The organism is Dokdonia donghaensis DSW-1 (genome assembly GCF_001653755.1).
GTDB classification, from domain to species: Bacteria; Bacteroidota; Bacteroidia; order Flavobacteriales; family Flavobacteriaceae; genus Dokdonia; species Dokdonia donghaensis.
On record NZ_CP015125.1, the window covers coordinates 447,124 to 463,074 of the forward strand.

Consider the following 15,951-nt stretch of genomic DNA (forward strand, 5'->3'; position numbering starts at 1 on the left):
ATTATCCAAATATTAAGCTCTTATGTCATTATCAAGCAAAAAAGTATCTTAGCTCTATGAAAGTGCTGCCTTTTAAGATACCCAAGCCCACTAATGCTGCCATACTTTTTCAAGTTGATGAAGGCGTGTTATACAACTCGCTTCATAATCACGAAGAGGTGCAAATAAGTTTTATAAAGGAGGGGTCTGGGACACTCTTTGCGGGAGATGCCATCCATTCTTTTGCAAAGGGAGACATTATAGTTTTGGGTAGTCACCAGCCGCACGTTTTTAATAGCGATGGTAAGCAGGCGAAAATGCATACGATGTTTTTTAGTCTTGCCTCCTTTGGAGATACATTTTTGGCACTAGATGAGGGCAAAGGGATTGTAGATTTTTACGCTTTCGCGAAAGCGGGATTTAAAACCTCCATAACACCAGATATCGCTGCGCTTTTTAACTACATCGCTACAGCGAAAGGTATCTATAAACTGGGCTATTTTATAGATATTATAACCGCGCTCAAAGTCGCAAAGCACACTCCCCTATCTGAATTTATATACGAACGCCATATCTCTGAAAAAGATGGAAAGCGTATGAGCGCCATCTTTGACTTTACCTTAAGCAACTATCACCAAGACATTACTCTAGCACAACTTGCCGCTCTCACAGCACTCACGCCACACGGGTTTTGTAAATATTTTAAACAGCGCACAAATAAGACGTATTTTACATTTCTTACAGAAGTACGTATCTCAAAGGCCTGTACTTATCTCGCTACAGATAGCGATCTTACCATAGGTACCATAGCAGACCTATGCGGCTATAAAACCCTATCTCATTTTAATAAAAGCTTTAAATCTATAAAAGGAATTACTCCCACAGTTTTTAGAAAAGCCAAATGATATATCTCTAATCTAGGCGCTTGTGTTTTTTATAATTATCTTAAGACGATAAAGTGTTAAATACACATATCTTTACGTTAACAACCAAGACCACATACAGATGATAGATACTCCTCTGCGCATACTTATTGTAGAAGACTTAGTGTCTGACGCATTTTTAGTCCAGAAGCAAATAAAGAAGTTTTGCACAAATGTAGAAATAAGTATTTCTGATAAGGAACTCTCGCTTGCGGTGGCTCTTAAGCAGTTTTTACCAGACATCGTGATAAGTGATTTTAACCTCGAGGGTTTTACGGGCTTTGACGTTATAAAACAGGTAAAAGAATTTAATAAAGAGATTCCAGTTATTATCATCACTGGAAATCTTAATAATGAAGAAAAAGCCGCCGAACTTATTATGAGTGGCGCTTCTGGTTTTTTCTTAAAAGAAAATCTCCAGAATTTACAGCAAAAATTGCTCCCTCTTTTTGAAAAATTTATTTCAGAAAAGCAAGACCTTATTAAACGCCTAGAGAGACAACGCGAGAAAGATGCAAGAGAAAAAGAGCTTACAGATTATCTACGCCACCACGATTTTGAAGCCTATGAGCATAAGGAAGCCATTCTATCACTTAAAGAAAAAGTACTTAAGCTTTTATCACTAGACTAATGGATAGCTCTCAGTCTAAAAATATCGTAAGGTCCCTATACCTTAGTTTTTTTTCTACCCTAGCAGTCATCTTGCTTATAGGCGCGCTTTACCTGGCATCACAATACTCACAAAAATGGATTGTGCATACTAATGAAGTAAAAGCTCAAATACATAGCGTATCAGAAACCATACTTAAAGCCGAAACTAAGTTAAGGGGTTATCTCATAAGTAAAGATCCCGACTATCGTGTAGACTACAAGGTAGAAGTTGCAAAACTCAATGAGCGCTTAAATGCTCTAGAAGAAAAAATAGAAGATGATTCCGTACAGGTTAAAAACCTAAAAAAAATGCGCAGCCTGCTTAACCAGCGCATTATGGGAATGAATGATAATCTAGACAACTATATACTACGCACTCCAGAAGAAAACAGAAAAAAATCTGGTAGAGCAGAAACGCTTCAGCTTATAGAAGATATTGAGCGTATGAAGAATGTAATGCTCATAGAAGAAAATGAAATTTTAAAAGATCGCAAGTCTACATACGATAACATCTATGTTTTAAGTCTTATAGCACTCGTAATAGCATTATTACTTATGTTATATAATGTATATGCTGTAAAGAAGCGTCTTATACCTCTCTTCTCAAGACTAGCCGAAAACAATGATAAACTTATTGAACTTGTTCACTCTAGAGATGATGAGATTGCCCTCAAAGAGGCACAAATGGCAATGAATGAGGATCTCATACACGAGATGGAAAATAAGAATAAACAACTCAACCAGTTTGCATACATTGCCTCTCACGATTTACAAGAACCCTTGCGTACTGTAGATAATTTTATAGACCTTTTTGAAGAAGATTATGCAGACAAGCTAGACGGAGAGGCTGCCACTTACTTTGGCTTTATAAAAGGTGCTACTTCTCGTATGAAAACACTTATAACGGGTCTCCTTAACTATAGTAGACTAGGTAGATCTGGATCACGATCTAAAGTAGAGCTCTCTCAACTTATAGAAGAGATTAAGATAGACCTAGGCCCAAAAATAGAAGAAACACAAACTGTCATTACTCACGACACCTTACCCATTATACCTGGTTACCCTGTAGAACTAAGGCAGCTATTTACAAACCTTATTACTAACGCAATTAAATTTACACCTCCAGAGCGTACCCCAAAAATTCATATAGGACTTAGCGAGACTAAGCTATATTATAGATTTGAAGTTATAGATAATGGTCTAGGTATTAAAAAGGAACACCTTGAGAAGGTGTTTAATATGTTTACCAGATTACACAGTGCAAAAGATTATGAAGGTACTGGTATAGGTCTCGCTTTCTGTCAAAAAATTGTAGAACTCCATAAAGGAAAAATAAGCGTATCATCTACTATAGGTGAAGGGAGTACTTTTACCTTTACATTAAAAAAATAACCATATGCAACCACTAAGAGAGATATTACTTATAGATGACTCTGAGTCTGATAACTTTGTACACTCTAGAGTCATAAAAAAAGCAAAAGTTACCGCAAAAGTGACAATAAAATACTCTGGTGAAGAAGGTCTCGATTACCTTAAAACGTTAATAGATGAGGACTACCCAAAACCTGACCTCATCTTTTTAGACATTAATATGCCGGGTATGGATGGATTTGAATTTTTAGAACATTATGAGAAGCTAGAAATTAATCAGAAAGCAGGTGTTGTTATCGCAATGCTCACTACCTCAACATCACCAGTAGATAAGCAAAAGGCAGAGAAGTATCCTTTACTGTGTCACTTTGATAACAAGCCACTGACAAAAGAAAGTCTTATGAAGATATTGCGTGAGCAATTTCCAGGCAGATTTGATGACTAGTTACCTTTAATTCGTTGCCATAAATCTATGAGTAGCTTCTTTCCATTTTTTGGTGTAGGCCGGTCTTCGGTGGCGGTTATGGTGCCATCGTTTTCTGTAAGAAGGTATCTAAACACAAACTGACTATCATTTTCATCATTTGAAATAAGGCCAAAACGGAGGTCATTATACACCCAGCTCTCTTCCTCTTTTTCTAAAATGTACCATCCTTCAGAAATGGCAATGAGGCGTTGCACCTCATCTCTCTCAATCCACTTTTGGGCTTGCGTTCTTTTTTTAGGAAACGTTTTATAAACTATAGGCTGAGAGTCAAAAAATGAGTAGTCACCTATAAGGTAAGCATCCTGGGTATCAACATTAATATTCCATAAAACCGTGTTGAGCGGCGCAGGTCTGGTCGAGATTTTAGTATACGTAATTCCTTGCTCTTGCAATGACGCTTCTACTTTATGGTTTACTGCAAATTTTATAAGAACTGTAAATAATAAATAAGCCGTACTGAGATAAATACCTAGGTTGTTAGTACGCTTTCGCGAAAGCGTATCTCTACCCCTTGTAGCAGCTGCAATAACACATATGAGAAATGGCAGTGTGTATAAAGGGTCCACCACAAAAATGCTATTAAAAGCAACTCTCCAGTGAAAGGGCCAAAATATTTGTGTTCCCCAAGTGGTGAATGCATCTAAAAGCGGATGTGTAAACAGGCCCCAAAAGAAAAGTTTTGACCACCCAGTCCAACCTACGTCTGGTCGCTTTTTGATCTGATGGACAAGCCACCCAAAAAACGGTGCGGCTATGAGTGCAAAAATGATGCTGTGGCTAAAGCCTCTGTGCATCTCTGTTGCTGTAATAGTATCTGTAAGATATCTCCACACCACATCTAGATCAGGTATGGTACCAGCTATGGCTCCCCAGAGCATTGCTCTATTACCTACCTTTTTACCTAAAACAGCTTCTCCTACCGCTGCACCTAGTACTATTTGAGTTAGACTATCCACTTTTGCATTATTTGTATTAATCTACTATACCCATCTTTTTAAGAAGAAAACTTGCATTCATATTTTGACAAATGCCTTCCTTAAAGGTATAGTCAAAAAATAACTCGTCATCTATAATTTGTGCATCAAAGTAGTAGTTCTTTACCTCTGCAAGATCGTTTGCGGCCTCACAAAGACTTAAGTCGTGTGTTGCTATAATACCCGTTGCCCCATTACCTACCAGCTTGTCTATAAACTTACGGGAGCCAGCAGCTTTATCTGTACTATTTGTTCCTTTTAGAATTTCATCTAGTATGATAAAATAGCGCTCGTTTACAATCTCATCTACTATAAACTTAAGGCGCTTGAGCTCACTAAAGAAGTAACTCTCATCATCTGTAAGGCTATCTGTAGTGCGCATACTAGTGATGAGTTTTATGGGTTTATAAACTGCCTCACTGGCACAAACAGGCAAGCCTATGTTGCTCATTACAATTTGTAAAGCGACGGTGCGTAAAAAAGTACTTTTACCAGCCATATTTGCTCCTGTAACTATAAAAAACTCATCATCTTTTATAGTAATATCATTAGTCACAGCAATGGCAGGATCTAGAAGCGGGTGTGCCGCTCCTTTTACACGTAAGGTTTCTCCAGCTGCTACAATTTCTGAAAAGACGTGATGACTATGATTAAAGGTATAATTACCCAAGCTATTGTAAGCGTCAAAAAATGATATCACCTCAAACCAGTCATTTACCGCCTCTCGATTTGTAGTAATCCAGTCTTCTATCTTGCACACAACACCTATATCACGCAGAAAAAACCCATTAGTTATAAGCCCTACTAATATGTTATTACGTTGATCTAGGGCATCAAGGTGTCTTGAGAATTTTTTTAAAATACCAGAACTTGCTTGTACTTCTGTAATGACTTTTTTTCTTTTATTATTAAGAAGTGTACTCGTAAACTCTTGAGTTTCTATCTCTGCAAGTAAACTTGCATATTGAGTAAATGTAGTTTGTATAGCACTTGTATGCGCCGAAAGTAACCCTATGTTTTTTACATATCGCCCACTTATTAATAAACCAATACCAAAAATGACAAATACCCACCAGCCGGCAATAAATCCTAAAAAATAAGCTCCAACTACTGCGAGCGAAATTACAGAAAAGACCTTTGTAAAAACTTTCATCATACTAGGTACAAAAGTGGTATACTCTTGTAACCAGCTTACAACAGCCTGCGCAGAGACATCTGTTTTTACAAGCGATGCAATAGCTCCATATCTAAGTCTCCAGCTGGCAAGTGTACTAAGCTCCTTTACGGCTTCTTGCTTCTTTTTAATCTCTAGTGTATCATTAGAGAGCATCATCTCTGCAAGTCTTGCAGCGCCACTCTGTAGCGCTGTACGATTAAAATATTGATAAAAAGAACCACGGCCAAAAAGGTCTATATCTTGACTATATAAATGCTCCGGATTATGAAACTCACTCCCATCTGGTAAATCTGTAAAATCTCGTTCTAGTACTTTAAGCTCTACTTCACTACGCGCTATTAGTGCTTTAAGGAGATCTCGCTCGTGCTGTAACTTACTATGACGCCCCACTAGTATTACAAATGCAACAATACCCAATAGTATACAACCTATAAGCAATTGCGTATTACCGAGGCTAAAGTATATACCAGCTCCAGTAGCTATAAAAACGGCAAGACGCACAGTACTTGACACATTGAGTTTTGTCTTGACTTTAGATAATTCTTGACTGTGTTGTGTTATTTGATCCTTATAAAAGGTAGTAGGTGTATTCATATTATAGCGCCTTTAACTCGGCTTGAAGTTTTTTTGTCATTTTTGAAACCACTAGGTTATATGAGTGGTCTGTAAGCTCAATAAGTAACGAGACGGGTAGCGATTCTAGTACGCAGGTGTTCCAGTGTGTTTTGTTCATATGCCAGCCAGGAGTAATGGCGCCGTCGTGCATCTCACGCAGTTCTACAGCGCGATCTGGGTCGCATTTAAGGTTTACAGCCAGAGGCACGCGCTCTAGTCCACACACGGCAAACATCTTACCCATTACCTTAAAAACGAGCGTATCTGCATCAAAGGGAAACGCTTCTGTTACGCCCTTTTTACTCATACAATATTCTCTAAAGGCCTCTATATTCATCCTTTTTTGATATATGCGATTATACGCTCAGCACTTGTGAGCGGTTCAAACCAAGTTTCCATAAATTCAAAATCGGCTGGTGAGACGTCAAATTGATATGTCGTCCCTTTTTCTAGATTGCGATGCGTCACGCGCTGCTGTCTAACTTCTTTATCTATGTCTAAAAAGTGTAACTGGAAAGGGATTTGTTGCGCTTTCGCGAAAGCGTAAAAACGTGCTCTCCTATCTGCTTTTGCAAATCCTAAATCAAGTATAGCTGGCGTACCTGCCTCGTGTAACTGGATGATAAGTGACTGTATCATCTCATCGCTACGGTTAATACGTTCTAAAAACCAGTCTACACCATCTGTCTCTTTCTTGTCATCTAGAAAGAGCGTCTTGTTCCAATAATCTATAGAGAATATGACACCTTTTACCTCTTTTTTAAGAGCGAGGGCATAGGTTGTTTTACCCGCGCCAGTGTTACCTGTAATGAGATGTATCACTAGGCTTCTATTTTAGGTTTACTCGTTGTAGTGTCTGATATTTCTAGTGATGAGTAGTCTAGTTTCCACCCTATGGTTTCTACCAGCTTTTGCATTAATTGCACCGTCTCAAATGCTTGAGATTTTGCCTCTTCATACAAGCCGCTTTGTGGTATTTTATCACGTATGTGCTGCTTTGCTTCTCTATTAATCTCGGTAAGATCTGTACTGGTAAAAGGGTTTGCCCAGCCTTCTTTCTTGTCATAATACTTAAAATCTGTCTCTACAGATAATAACTCAGGATCTGGAAATCCAAAGAGTTTTATGGTTCTATTCTTATCATCTGCCTCCATCTTTATTTTAGTAAGATCAAAACCTATATGCGCCTTTGCATCTATGAGTACAATGGCTTTTTTTGATCCCAATAAGAGGTTCATCCATTTATTTTTGAGGCCTTCGTAGTGGTATATTTCGGCAAAATCACCTTCTACGGTTATGAACTTGCACACCGTGCGTATGCGCTCCATAAGCACTACAGATTGTGCGTGAGCATCTGGAGTTTTTGATTTACCAGAAAACCAGTTGTATAAAAAATATGAGAGTACCGCTCCTATTGCGAGCCCTATAAATACTAATTCCATAAAGTAAAGATACTAAAAGCCCCCTTAGACCTGTATACATAAAAATGCCAGCTACTCGCGATAGTATGCTGGCATTACCTTAATTATGATATGGGAGGTGAATTGTTACTTACTTTCTGACTTAAAGCTCTGTATGGCCGCATTAGGCTCCATAATAGTGTACCCTTGCCAAAAATTGGGGTCATAGTTAGGCAAGTAGGTGGCTTCTATCTCTTCACTCTCTGTTACATTTTTATAAGTAGGCTCGTCTATTACCACAGAGTTAAACACGACAAGCTCTTTTTTTGAGTAACTCGTAGTTGCAAACTCTATCTCCATTGCAACTTCATTTTGTTTTCTTCGGCCTGCAACGTTTTTATTTTTTTCGATGATTTTAAGTGGTCTATCTATCCCTACTTTCTCACCATCTTCTAGCTCCATATATCGTAGTGAGTAGCCTCCATTTTCATCTTTTGCATAGATGCTCTTGCCTCTATACAAGTACTTCTTATAGCTTATCCCGAACATCCCAAAGCTAGAGAGTTTACGCACATTCTCATACTCTAGACGCATTACAGCATAGTCTTCTGTATTAATGTACAGGGTGCCTTTAAAATCTTTTCTTCCCTTAGGTTCAAAATCTATCACATAAACAATAGCATCTCCTATAGATGTAAACTCCTTTTTTGTAAAACGGTAACGGTTAGACTTTGTTAAAAAATCTAGCTTTGTATCTTCTTTATAAAACATAGCTTCAAAAAGATCTGAAAGATCAGACTTTATACTCGCTGTGATGGCCTGTTCTTTATCATTTTCATCTTGCTCTGTATCTACCTCAATTTTGAGTCCGCCGTTTGAGCTACCCATCTTTGTAGAGTCGTCTACCTCTATGGTTGTGCCTATAATCCCAGATTTAATTTTAAAATATGAATCTGCTTTTACATTCTTCTCAACAATCTCTTCTAGTCTTTTACCAAAACTCTCTACACCTACATCCCTCTTACTTTTATCATAGAGCTTTGCCGCTTTATCAATAACAAGTTTTTGTTTATTGTAGTTGCCAGCAAGCGTACCTACAGACTCGCTGTAATAATCACTTTTCTTTTCGACCGCTCCCACCAGGCTGTCCATAAATGCTTGATTAAACTCTGGAATGGTTGTCTTTTCTACCTCAACATCCATTTTATCCATAGTATTAGACGCAGATTGTCTAAAAAATATTTTTTTCTCGGTAAGTGTGTTAGGATAATTTGTGGCAATATTTTCTTTTACACGCGCTATAACATCTTCTGCCTCTAGCGGATTATTGGTAAGAAAAACGTTGTCTAGCTCGTTAGTCTTTATCTTTAATTTTATAATTGTATCTCCTACTTTTTTAGGTAAAATAGCTATCTCCTCATATCCCATAGAAGAGATATATACAGAGTCTTTAAGACTTGCTAGTTTACGTTCTCCTATAGTAAAGATGCCTTCCTCATTTGTAATAGTACCAGTATTTTTAGACAGCTTTACGGTTGCAAACGGGATAGGTTCATTAGTACGCGCGTCGTGTACTGTTGCATTAAATGATTGTGCAACTGCTGCAGCTGCATATGTACCTATAAGGAGTGTTAAGATAAATTTTATAAGTGCCGTCATAAGATTGTTGTTTTATATATAGACGCAACAAAAATTAAAATGGTTGCCTAAGTTTTTATAAAGACGCTATAAAAGCCTAATTGTTACTTAAGCAATTAACTATCAGCAATAAAAAACATCCCGTAGGATGTTTTTTATTGTTCTTAGCTCTCTTTAAGAGCTTTCATTTTTTCTTTGGCAACTTTAAGTCGCTCTTGGCTCGCTTCTCTTTTTTCGCGCTCTTTCTTTTTCTTGCGATCCATAAGTTTAGAATGCTTTGCCTTATTCTTTGTGTTTTTTGGTGTTCCTCTCTTTGCCATACTGCAAATATACTATAGGTTATGTATTTGCCTCTTTAAAAGCTTCTTGCATTTCTACAAATGCAGCCACAGGGTTTTGTGCATTCCATATACCTCCCAGAGCGCCTACTCCTTTAAAGCCAAGTGCCACTGCCTCTGGGGTGGTTACGGCATTAATACCTCCCATCCCTACAATAAACTTCTCACTAGCTCGTACATCAAACCCACGACCTTGCATATCACTTTTTGAAATGGCTGCAAAAACGGGACTTAGAATTGTGTAATCAAAAGTTACAGCCTGAGCTTCTAGATCTTCTAACTCGTGGTATGATGATGATACTTTTTTATTCGATTTCGCGAAAGCGGAAACATACCCCTTTAACCGAGTTTCTTGAGCTCTCCACATTGCTTCTTCAAGATGCACACCACGCAAGTCAAATTGCTCACAAAGCTCCCCGTGATAGTTATGCGTCATTATGCGGTTGTGATATTGAGCCTCTACTTGATTTAGGTATGTAATATGATCATCAAGGCTTGCCTCTGGTTTTCTAAAATGATAGTGGGTTAATCCTGCTTCAAATAACTGGTGAAGCATCTCTATTTCATCTGGGGTGGTATGCTCTGGAGAAATTAATAAAATCATACTATGATTTATTAATGATATCAACCAGTGCCATCTTGTCTAGTACACCAGACTGTCTCCAGACCTGTTTTCCATTTTTGTACAATATCATTGTAGGTACCCCGCGCACTTGATGCTTTGCTGCCAGCGGTTGGTTTTTATCTACATCAATCTTTACAATTTTCACACCATCTCCTAGGGTGTCTTTTACTTGTTCTAAAATAGGTCCAAGCGTTTTACACGGCCCACACCAAGTAGCAAAAAAGTCTACTAGCACAGGTGTGTCAGAATTTATGATATCAGAAAATGAAGATTTCATAGCAAATGTTTTTAGTAGTACAAAGTTAATCTAAGTTATTACAACCACACTTACTCACCTACTTTTACACTTATTAACAAGTAGAGGTTAAAGAGTTTTAAAAGTATGGCATACACTATTTTATGAATGTATCTTGAGGTAAATAAAAAATAAGAATTATGAGCAAGACAACACCTAACCCCGAGAAAACTAGTAAAAAAGAACAAGCTATTAATCTAGAAGCTACTCACGGTAAAGCAATAAATCATCAAGTAAAAGATAAAAAAGAGTACGTACAACCTAGAGATAACCTCAATGATAACAACTAGAATTTATAAAAAGTCCTAAGTACCATTACTTAGGACTTTTTTTTATAGTAATGCATTATCCTTTATAGTCGCTACAACTTCTGGATTAAGCAGTGTGCTTATATCTCCTAGCTGCTCGCTCTCGCCACTTGCAACCTTACGGAGTATTCTTCTCATAATTTTACCAGACCTTGTTTTTGGCAATCCTGGTGTAAATTGAATTTTATCCAGTTTTGCAATAGGGCCTATACGTTCGGTTATAAGTTGGTTAATCTCCTTACGCACGTTATCTTGATCTCTACTCTCTCCCGTTTCTTTAAGAATTACATAACCGTATAAAGCATTACCCTTTACATCGTGAGGAAAACCTACGATGGCACTCTCTGCAACAGCTGGGTGCTCATTTACGGCATCTTCTATAGGTGCGGTACCTAGGTTGTGCCCAGAGACAATAATAACATCATCTACACGACCAGTGATTCTATAATAACCTGTTGCATCTCTTAGGGCGCCATCACCCGTAAAATACCTGTTCTCATAGGCGGTAAAATAGGTTTCTTTATATCGCTGGTGATTACCCCATATGGTGCGTGCCATCCCTGGCCAAGGAAACTTGATAGTAAGACGTCCGTCTACTTGATTTCCTTTAATTTCGGCGCCATTTTCATCCATAAGTGATGGTTGTATCCCTGGCAGTGGTAATGTTGCAAAAGTGGGTATCGTAGGTGTAGCATATGGAATAGGACTTATCATAATGCCTCCAGTTTCGGTTTGCCACCAGGTGTCTGCTATTGGGATTCCTTTTTTACCTATATTTTCATCATACCAGTGCCACGCTTCTTCATTAATAGGTTCTCCTACGGTTCCTAAAATTTTAATACTTGTTAAGTCATACTTAGTAACATTATCAAGACTCTCTTTGGCCAGCGCACGTATGGCCGTAGGTGCTGTATAAAATTGTGTCACTTTATGTTTTTCTACAATTTGCCAGAATCTACCCCAGTCTGGATAGGTGGGTACACCCTCAAACATTACTGTAGTTGCCCCATTTGCCAGTGGTCCATAAATGATATAGCTATGACCCGTAATCCAACCTATATCTGCCGTACACCAGTATACATCTCCTTGTCTGTATTGAAAAACATTCTTAAACGTATATGCGCTATATACCATATATCCCGCTGTAGTGTGCACCATCCCTTTAGGCTTACCCGTAGATCCAGATGTATAAAGTATAAAGAGAGGGTCTTCGGCATTCATAAGGACTGCCTCACAGGTTGCACTTGCTTTTTCTAGTAAGGGCTGTAACCAGTGATCACGGCCTTCTTTAATTGCTACTTCTGTATGTATTCTTTTTACAACGAGCACACTGTCTACACAAGGGGTTTTTAAAAGTGCTTCATCTACGATACCTTTTAAATCTATGGTTTTCTTACCTCGATAAGAGCCATCACTCGTGATTACTAGCTTGCAAGAAGCGTCATTTATACGTGTACTAAGTGCTGTACTAGAAAAACCAGCAAACACTACAGAGTGTACCGCACCTATACGAGCACAGGCGAGTACGGCTATAGAGAGTTCTGGTATCATAGGTAGATATATACATACACGATCACCTTTCTCAATGCCCTGATCTTTTAACACGTTTGCAAATTTGCACACGCGCTCGTGCAGTTGTTTATAAGTAATGTGTTGTGCTTGCTCATCTCCATCATTAGGCTCAAAAATGATAGCCGTTTGATCTGCCTTAGTATACAGGTGCCTATCTATACAGTTTTCTGTGATGTTGAGTTGCGCCCCTTCAAACCACTTCACCTCTGGTTTTGTAAAATCCCACTGCAGTACAGTATCCCACTTTTTTCTCCAGACAAAGTTCTCTTCGGCTATTTCTTCCCAAAATTTTTCTGGGGTATTTACAGACTTTCGGTAGACTTGAAAATACTCCTCGAGGCCTTTTATGTGGTAGTTACTCATAAGCTTTCTAATTACAGATAAAAGATAGCAAGGAATTATTTAATAGAAAAAGATATAAGTACGCTTTCGCGAAAGCGTAATCTCTATACACACAACACTATAATGGAACAGGATTTACATCTCAATATCCTAAAGCACCCGCCAATAAATAAGTTGCTATTATTGAAATACTTACAAAAAATTAAAAAATCTCAAATTTTATCGATAAAATGTATTATTTTCAAGATATAAATAAAAAATCAATCAATTACATCTATTCTGAGTATAAAAAATTGATAAGAGCTACTTTAACAGTCCCAAATCATATACTATGGTAAGACAAAGCGTTTTATTTTTACTTTTTTTTTTAATCCTACAGCCAGCCGTTTCTTATAGCCAAGAAAAATTTTCTCAAGAAGATATTTTAATGCTTCAAGAAAAGGAGCTTACAAAAGATGAAATTAACTCATATCTACCTCTCATATTAGAGCTATTTAATGAATCTAGTTATGAAAAAATCATTGAGGTTTCACCTTATCTTATAGAAAACGCACAACGTCTCGAAGAGCAAGCTCTTGCGGCTAGACTACGAAGCGCTTTAGGTAACGCCTTTATACAAGTAGACAATATACACGGAGCAGAAGAGCTATTTACAAAGAGTCTTGAGGAGCGCAGGCAAGCTAGTGACACCTTTGGAATGGTGAGTGCTTATATCAATCTGGGTAATACTTTTTTTGAGCAAGAACCGCAAAGGGCTATTGAGTATTTTGAAAAGTCACTAGAACTTAGTCAAGAGGTTGCAGACAATACGATAGCATATTTTATAGCCTATAATAACCTAGCCGAACTATATGTTACTATAAACAAGCCAGATAGAGCGCAACCGTATCTAAACAAGGCAAAAAACCTTCTCGAGCTTCACGATTTTAATGGCAGAAAACAAAATTTTGAGAGTACCGTTTACTATGTACAAGGCGCTATACACCTATTACAAGATAAACCACGAGAAGCTATTACTGCGATAAAAAAATCTATGGAAATAGGTGGTGAGAAGCAAGATGATAATTATAAGATTAATAACTATAAAAATTTAATGCAGGCTTATGAATCTTTAGGGATGTACAGAGAGATTAATGAGGTGCGCAAAGTTTATGATGCTCTTGTTGAAAAACGATATGAGTCCAATAAAATTAAACAAGAAAAAAATGCTACTTCGCGTTTTAATCTCAACAAATACAAACAAGAACTTAGAGCATCTAAGTTAGAAAATGATCTAGCGGCACAAACGGCTCAACAAAACAATTTGCTCCTTAAAACCACACTAGCTATAGGGGCTATTCTACTCATACTAATAGGCTCACTTTTATATGGTAGATCAAAAAGAAATAAGCTTTTACAAAATTTGAGAGCAAAAAACAGACAGTATCTTGAAGCAAAAAAGAGATCCCAAAAGCTAGCAAGTAGCAATACTAAATTTCTATCTACAATAAGCCACGAGTTAAGAACACCCCTGTATGGAATCATAGGTCTATCCTCTGTTTTTTTAGAAGATCCTACGCTTAAATCGCATAATGACGACCTCAAATCATTAAAATTTTCGGCAGATTATTTACTTGCTTTGGTAAATGACATACTGAGTTTAAATAAATATGGCTCTAAGGAAGGGGAGCGCCTACAGATGTCAAATTTTAGCCTAGATAGATTGATACATCACATAGGGCAAAACCTAGAATTTATTAATAAGAAGAATAACAATAGTTTTCATAGCATTATCGCTCCAGAGATTCCTAACACTTTGTATGGAGATAAAACCAAGATATCACAAGTGCTTATGAACTTAATGAGTAATGCTAGTAAATTTACAGAAGATGGCAGCATTACCATAAAGGCAACTCTTAAAAAACAAGTAGGCAAAGTAAACAGCATACTGTTTGAAGTAAAAGATACCGGTCAAGGTATACCAGAAGAAGAACAGGCAAATATCTTTAATGAATTTGCCCAAGCAGAAAACTTAACTACTCAAGACGGAACAGGCTTAGGGTTACCCATTGTAAATAAGATTTTAAAAATACTGGGGAGTAAACTCTCATTAGAAAGTAGCCCTAACAAGGGTTCAAACTTTTACTTTGAAATAGATCTCGAAACCGGGAGTGAAGAACACGTAGAAGCTCCATTTGAAATCTCTGGTTATGATAAGCTTAAAGGGAAAAAAATACTGATCGTAGATGATAATAAAATCAATCAAGTAGTTACCAAAAAAGTTCTCGAGCAATATGGTATAAAAAACAATACCGCTAGTAACGGCCTAGAAGCTGTATCTATGGTACAAGAAAACACGTATGACTTTATCCTTATGGATATAAATATGCCAGTGATGAACGGTATAGATGCGAGTGTAGCCATAAGAGAATTTAATACCACAACTCCTATTATAGCATTAACTGCAACGAACTATAATAATGGATTTAATGAGCTGGGCAAACACGGTATAAATGATAGTATATTAAAACCGTATAAGACCGAAAAGCTTCTTAACCTCCTAGTACATCACTTATCATAAAGCGGTTAAAGAACTGCGTAAAATCTAAAACATTATAGTAAAATGTACTTAGTCTTATGATTTGCCACATTCACTAGCCATTTACAAATGCTTACAATCATTTACAAACGACTATAAACGTAAGTAAGCGTTTACCTTATGTATGGAGATTGTTTTATGTTTCATATTTGCACTGTTCACAAGAACGATGATTTTCTTGGGAGTGACTCAAGAAAGAATAGAAACCAATTTGGCAGGCTTAACCTGCTCAAGAAAACTATTTTATTATGAATGCATTACGCAACAAAGTACAACTTATCGGCCGTTTAGGTCAAGATCCACAAATCACAACTTTTCCAGACGGAAACAAAATTGCCAACTTCTCTATGGCTACAGATGATTCTTATAAAGACAAGAATGGGCAAAAGATAGAGCGCGCTTACTGGCACAACATCGTAGTACGTGGTGGCCTTGTAAAAGTTGTAGAGAGCTATGTACAAAAAGGACAAGAAATTGCCATAGAAGGAAAACTTACTAACCGCTCTTGGGAAGATAAAGATGGTATAAAAAGGTACACAACAGAAATTGTGTGCAATGAGTTATTAATGCTTAGTAAGAATAACTAGTAGCTTATCACTTAGTTTACAGTCAGATATATGCGTCATCAATTTTATTTATATGTCTGGCTGTAACTTAAGTCTCCATTATAAAATAGGG

17 protein-coding genes are annotated in these 15,951 nt (G+C 37.3%); 7 read left to right on the forward strand and 10 right to left on the reverse strand.

What is annotated here, in order from left to right:
• The first annotated feature begins 56 nt into the window (after window positions 1-56).
• The 4 genes from I597_RS01825 (at window position 57) to I597_RS01840 (ending at window position 3,369) form a co-directional block, all read left to right on the forward strand.
• Window positions 57-884 carry an AraC family transcriptional regulator gene (locus tag I597_RS01825; RefSeq protein WP_035325859.1) on the forward strand — a complete coding sequence of 276 codons (828 nt, stop codon included), beginning with the start codon at window positions 57-59 and terminating at the stop codon, window positions 882-884.
• Window positions 885-984: 100 nt separating this feature from the next.
• Window positions 985-1,533, forward strand: a complete 549-nt coding sequence (locus I597_RS01830; protein ID WP_035325860.1) for a response regulator — start codon at window positions 985-987, stop codon at window positions 1,531-1,533.
• Window positions 1,533-2,945 carry a sensor histidine kinase gene (locus tag I597_RS01835; protein ID WP_052111821.1) on the forward strand — a complete coding sequence of 471 codons (1,413 nt, stop codon included), beginning with the start codon at window positions 1,533-1,535 and terminating at the stop codon, window positions 2,943-2,945. Before I597_RS01830 ends, I597_RS01835 begins: the two co-directional genes overlap by 1 nt.
• Window positions 2,946-2,949: 4 nt before the next feature.
• Complete coding sequence (locus I597_RS01840) at window positions 2,950-3,369, forward strand: response regulator (protein WP_035325862.1); 420 nt, start codon at window positions 2,950-2,952, stop codon at window positions 3,367-3,369.
• Here the strand turns inward: I597_RS01840 and I597_RS01845 are convergent.
• The 9 genes from I597_RS01845 to trxA all read right to left on the reverse strand — a co-directional run bounded on the left by I597_RS01845 (window position 3,366) and on the right by trxA (window position 10,455).
• Complete coding sequence (locus I597_RS01845) at window positions 3,366-4,367, reverse strand: metal-dependent hydrolase (RefSeq protein WP_035325863.1); 1,002 nt, start codon at window positions 4,365-4,367, stop codon at window positions 3,366-3,368. The genes I597_RS01840 and I597_RS01845 overlap by 4 nt on opposite strands.
• A 16-nt stretch (window positions 4,368-4,383) precedes the next feature.
• Window positions 4,384-6,156: a MutS-related protein gene (locus I597_RS01850; protein WP_035325864.1), complete on the reverse strand. Its 1,773-nt coding sequence runs from the start codon at window positions 6,154-6,156 to the stop codon at window positions 4,384-4,386.
• Window position 6,157: 1 nt separating this feature from the next.
• Entirely contained in the window at window positions 6,158-6,514 is a 357-nt protein-coding gene (locus tag I597_RS01855; RefSeq protein WP_035325865.1) for an MmcQ/YjbR family DNA-binding protein, read from the reverse strand.
• Window positions 6,511-6,999, reverse strand: a complete 489-nt coding sequence (locus I597_RS01860) for a P-loop nucleotide/nucleoside kinase family protein (RefSeq protein WP_035325866.1) — start codon at window positions 6,997-6,999, stop codon at window positions 6,511-6,513. Before I597_RS01860 ends, I597_RS01855 begins: the two co-directional genes overlap by 4 nt.
• Window positions 6,999-7,619 carry a DUF4230 domain-containing protein gene (locus tag I597_RS01865; RefSeq protein WP_035325867.1) on the reverse strand — a complete coding sequence of 207 codons (621 nt, stop codon included), beginning with the start codon at window positions 7,617-7,619 and terminating at the stop codon, window positions 6,999-7,001. Before I597_RS01865 ends, I597_RS01860 begins: the two co-directional genes overlap by 1 nt.
• A 105-nt stretch (window positions 7,620-7,724) precedes the next feature.
• Window positions 7,725-9,236 carry a carboxypeptidase-like regulatory domain-containing protein gene (locus I597_RS01870; RefSeq protein WP_035325869.1) on the reverse strand — a complete coding sequence of 504 codons (1,512 nt, stop codon included), beginning with the start codon at window positions 9,234-9,236 and terminating at the stop codon, window positions 7,725-7,727.
• A gap of 143 nt (window positions 9,237-9,379) precedes the next feature.
• Complete coding sequence (locus I597_RS14950; protein ID WP_169741088.1) at window positions 9,380-9,535, reverse strand: hypothetical protein; 156 nt, start codon at window positions 9,533-9,535, stop codon at window positions 9,380-9,382.
• Between the two features lie 19 nt (window positions 9,536-9,554).
• Window positions 9,555-10,157 (reverse strand): thiamine phosphate synthase, encoded by a 603-nt coding sequence (locus I597_RS01875; protein ID WP_035325870.1) that lies wholly within the window; start codon window positions 10,155-10,157, stop codon window positions 9,555-9,557.
• A gap of 1 nt (window position 10,158) precedes the next feature.
• Window positions 10,159-10,455, reverse strand: a complete 297-nt coding sequence (gene trxA, locus I597_RS01880; RefSeq protein WP_035325871.1) for a thioredoxin — start codon at window positions 10,453-10,455, stop codon at window positions 10,159-10,161.
• Window positions 10,456-10,613: 158 nt separating this feature from the next.
• On the opposite strand from trxA, the gene I597_RS14955 reads away from it, so the two are divergent.
• Complete coding sequence (locus I597_RS14955) at window positions 10,614-10,763, forward strand: hypothetical protein (RefSeq protein WP_169741089.1); 150 nt, start codon at window positions 10,614-10,616, stop codon at window positions 10,761-10,763.
• Window positions 10,764-10,805: 42 nt separating this feature from the next.
• Here the strand turns inward: I597_RS14955 and acs are convergent, their stop codons facing one another.
• Entirely contained in the window at window positions 10,806-12,716 is a 1,911-nt protein-coding gene (acs, locus tag I597_RS01885; RefSeq protein WP_035325873.1) for an acetate--CoA ligase, read from the reverse strand.
• Between the two features lie 310 nt (window positions 12,717-13,026).
• Between acs and I597_RS01890 the strand changes: the two genes are divergently transcribed.
• The gene (locus I597_RS01890; protein WP_035325874.1) at window positions 13,027-15,255 is read left to right on the forward strand and encodes a tetratricopeptide repeat-containing hybrid sensor histidine kinase/response regulator; all 2,229 of its coding nucleotides are present in this window, start codon (window positions 13,027-13,029) and stop codon (window positions 15,253-15,255) included.
• A 266-nt stretch (window positions 15,256-15,521) separates the two neighbouring features.
• Complete coding sequence (locus I597_RS01895) at window positions 15,522-15,860, forward strand: single-stranded DNA-binding protein (protein ID WP_035325876.1); 339 nt, start codon at window positions 15,522-15,524, stop codon at window positions 15,858-15,860.
• Window positions 15,861-15,951 lie beyond the last annotated feature (91 nt).

Excerpts from the sequence above, each read along its gene's own strand:
- I597_RS01825 (WP_035325859.1), top strand. The coding sequence starts at position 57 with ATGAAAGTGCTGCCTTTTAAGATACCCAAGCCCACTAATGCTGCCATA.
- I597_RS01830 (WP_035325860.1), top strand. The coding sequence starts at position 985 with ATGATAGATACTCCTCTGCGCATACTTATTGTAGAAGACTTAGTGTCT.
- I597_RS01835 (WP_052111821.1), top strand. The coding sequence starts at position 1,533 with ATGGATAGCTCTCAGTCTAAAAATATCGTAAGGTCCCTATACCTTAGT.
- I597_RS01840 (WP_035325862.1), top strand. The coding sequence starts at position 2,950 with ATGCAACCACTAAGAGAGATATTACTTATAGATGACTCTGAGTCTGAT.
- I597_RS01850 (WP_035325864.1), bottom strand. The coding sequence starts at position 6,156 with ATGAATACACCTACTACCTTTTATAAGGATCAAATAACACAACACAGT.
- I597_RS01855 (WP_035325865.1), bottom strand. The coding sequence starts at position 6,514 with ATGAATATAGAGGCCTTTAGAGAATATTGTATGAGTAAAAAGGGCGTA.
- I597_RS01865 (WP_035325867.1), bottom strand. The coding sequence starts at position 7,619 with ATGGAATTAGTATTTATAGGGCTCGCAATAGGAGCGGTACTCTCATAT.
- I597_RS01870 (WP_035325869.1), bottom strand. The coding sequence starts at position 9,236 with ATGACGGCACTTATAAAATTTATCTTAACACTCCTTATAGGTACATAT.
- I597_RS14950 (WP_169741088.1), bottom strand. The coding sequence starts at position 9,535 with ATGGCAAAGAGAGGAACACCAAAAAACACAAAGAATAAGGCAAAGCAT.
- I597_RS01875 (WP_035325870.1), bottom strand. The coding sequence starts at position 10,157 with ATGATTTTATTAATTTCTCCAGAGCATACCACCCCAGATGAAATAGAG.
- trxA (WP_035325871.1), bottom strand. The coding sequence starts at position 10,455 with ATGAAATCTTCATTTTCTGATATCATAAATTCTGACACACCTGTGCTA.
- I597_RS14955 (WP_169741089.1), top strand. The coding sequence starts at position 10,614 with ATGAGCAAGACAACACCTAACCCCGAGAAAACTAGTAAAAAAGAACAA.
- acs (WP_035325873.1), bottom strand. The coding sequence starts at position 12,716 with ATGAGTAACTACCACATAAAAGGCCTCGAGGAGTATTTTCAAGTCTAC.
- I597_RS01890 (WP_035325874.1), top strand. The coding sequence starts at position 13,027 with ATGGTAAGACAAAGCGTTTTATTTTTACTTTTTTTTTTAATCCTACAG.
- I597_RS01895 (WP_035325876.1), top strand. The coding sequence starts at position 15,522 with ATGAATGCATTACGCAACAAAGTACAACTTATCGGCCGTTTAGGTCAA.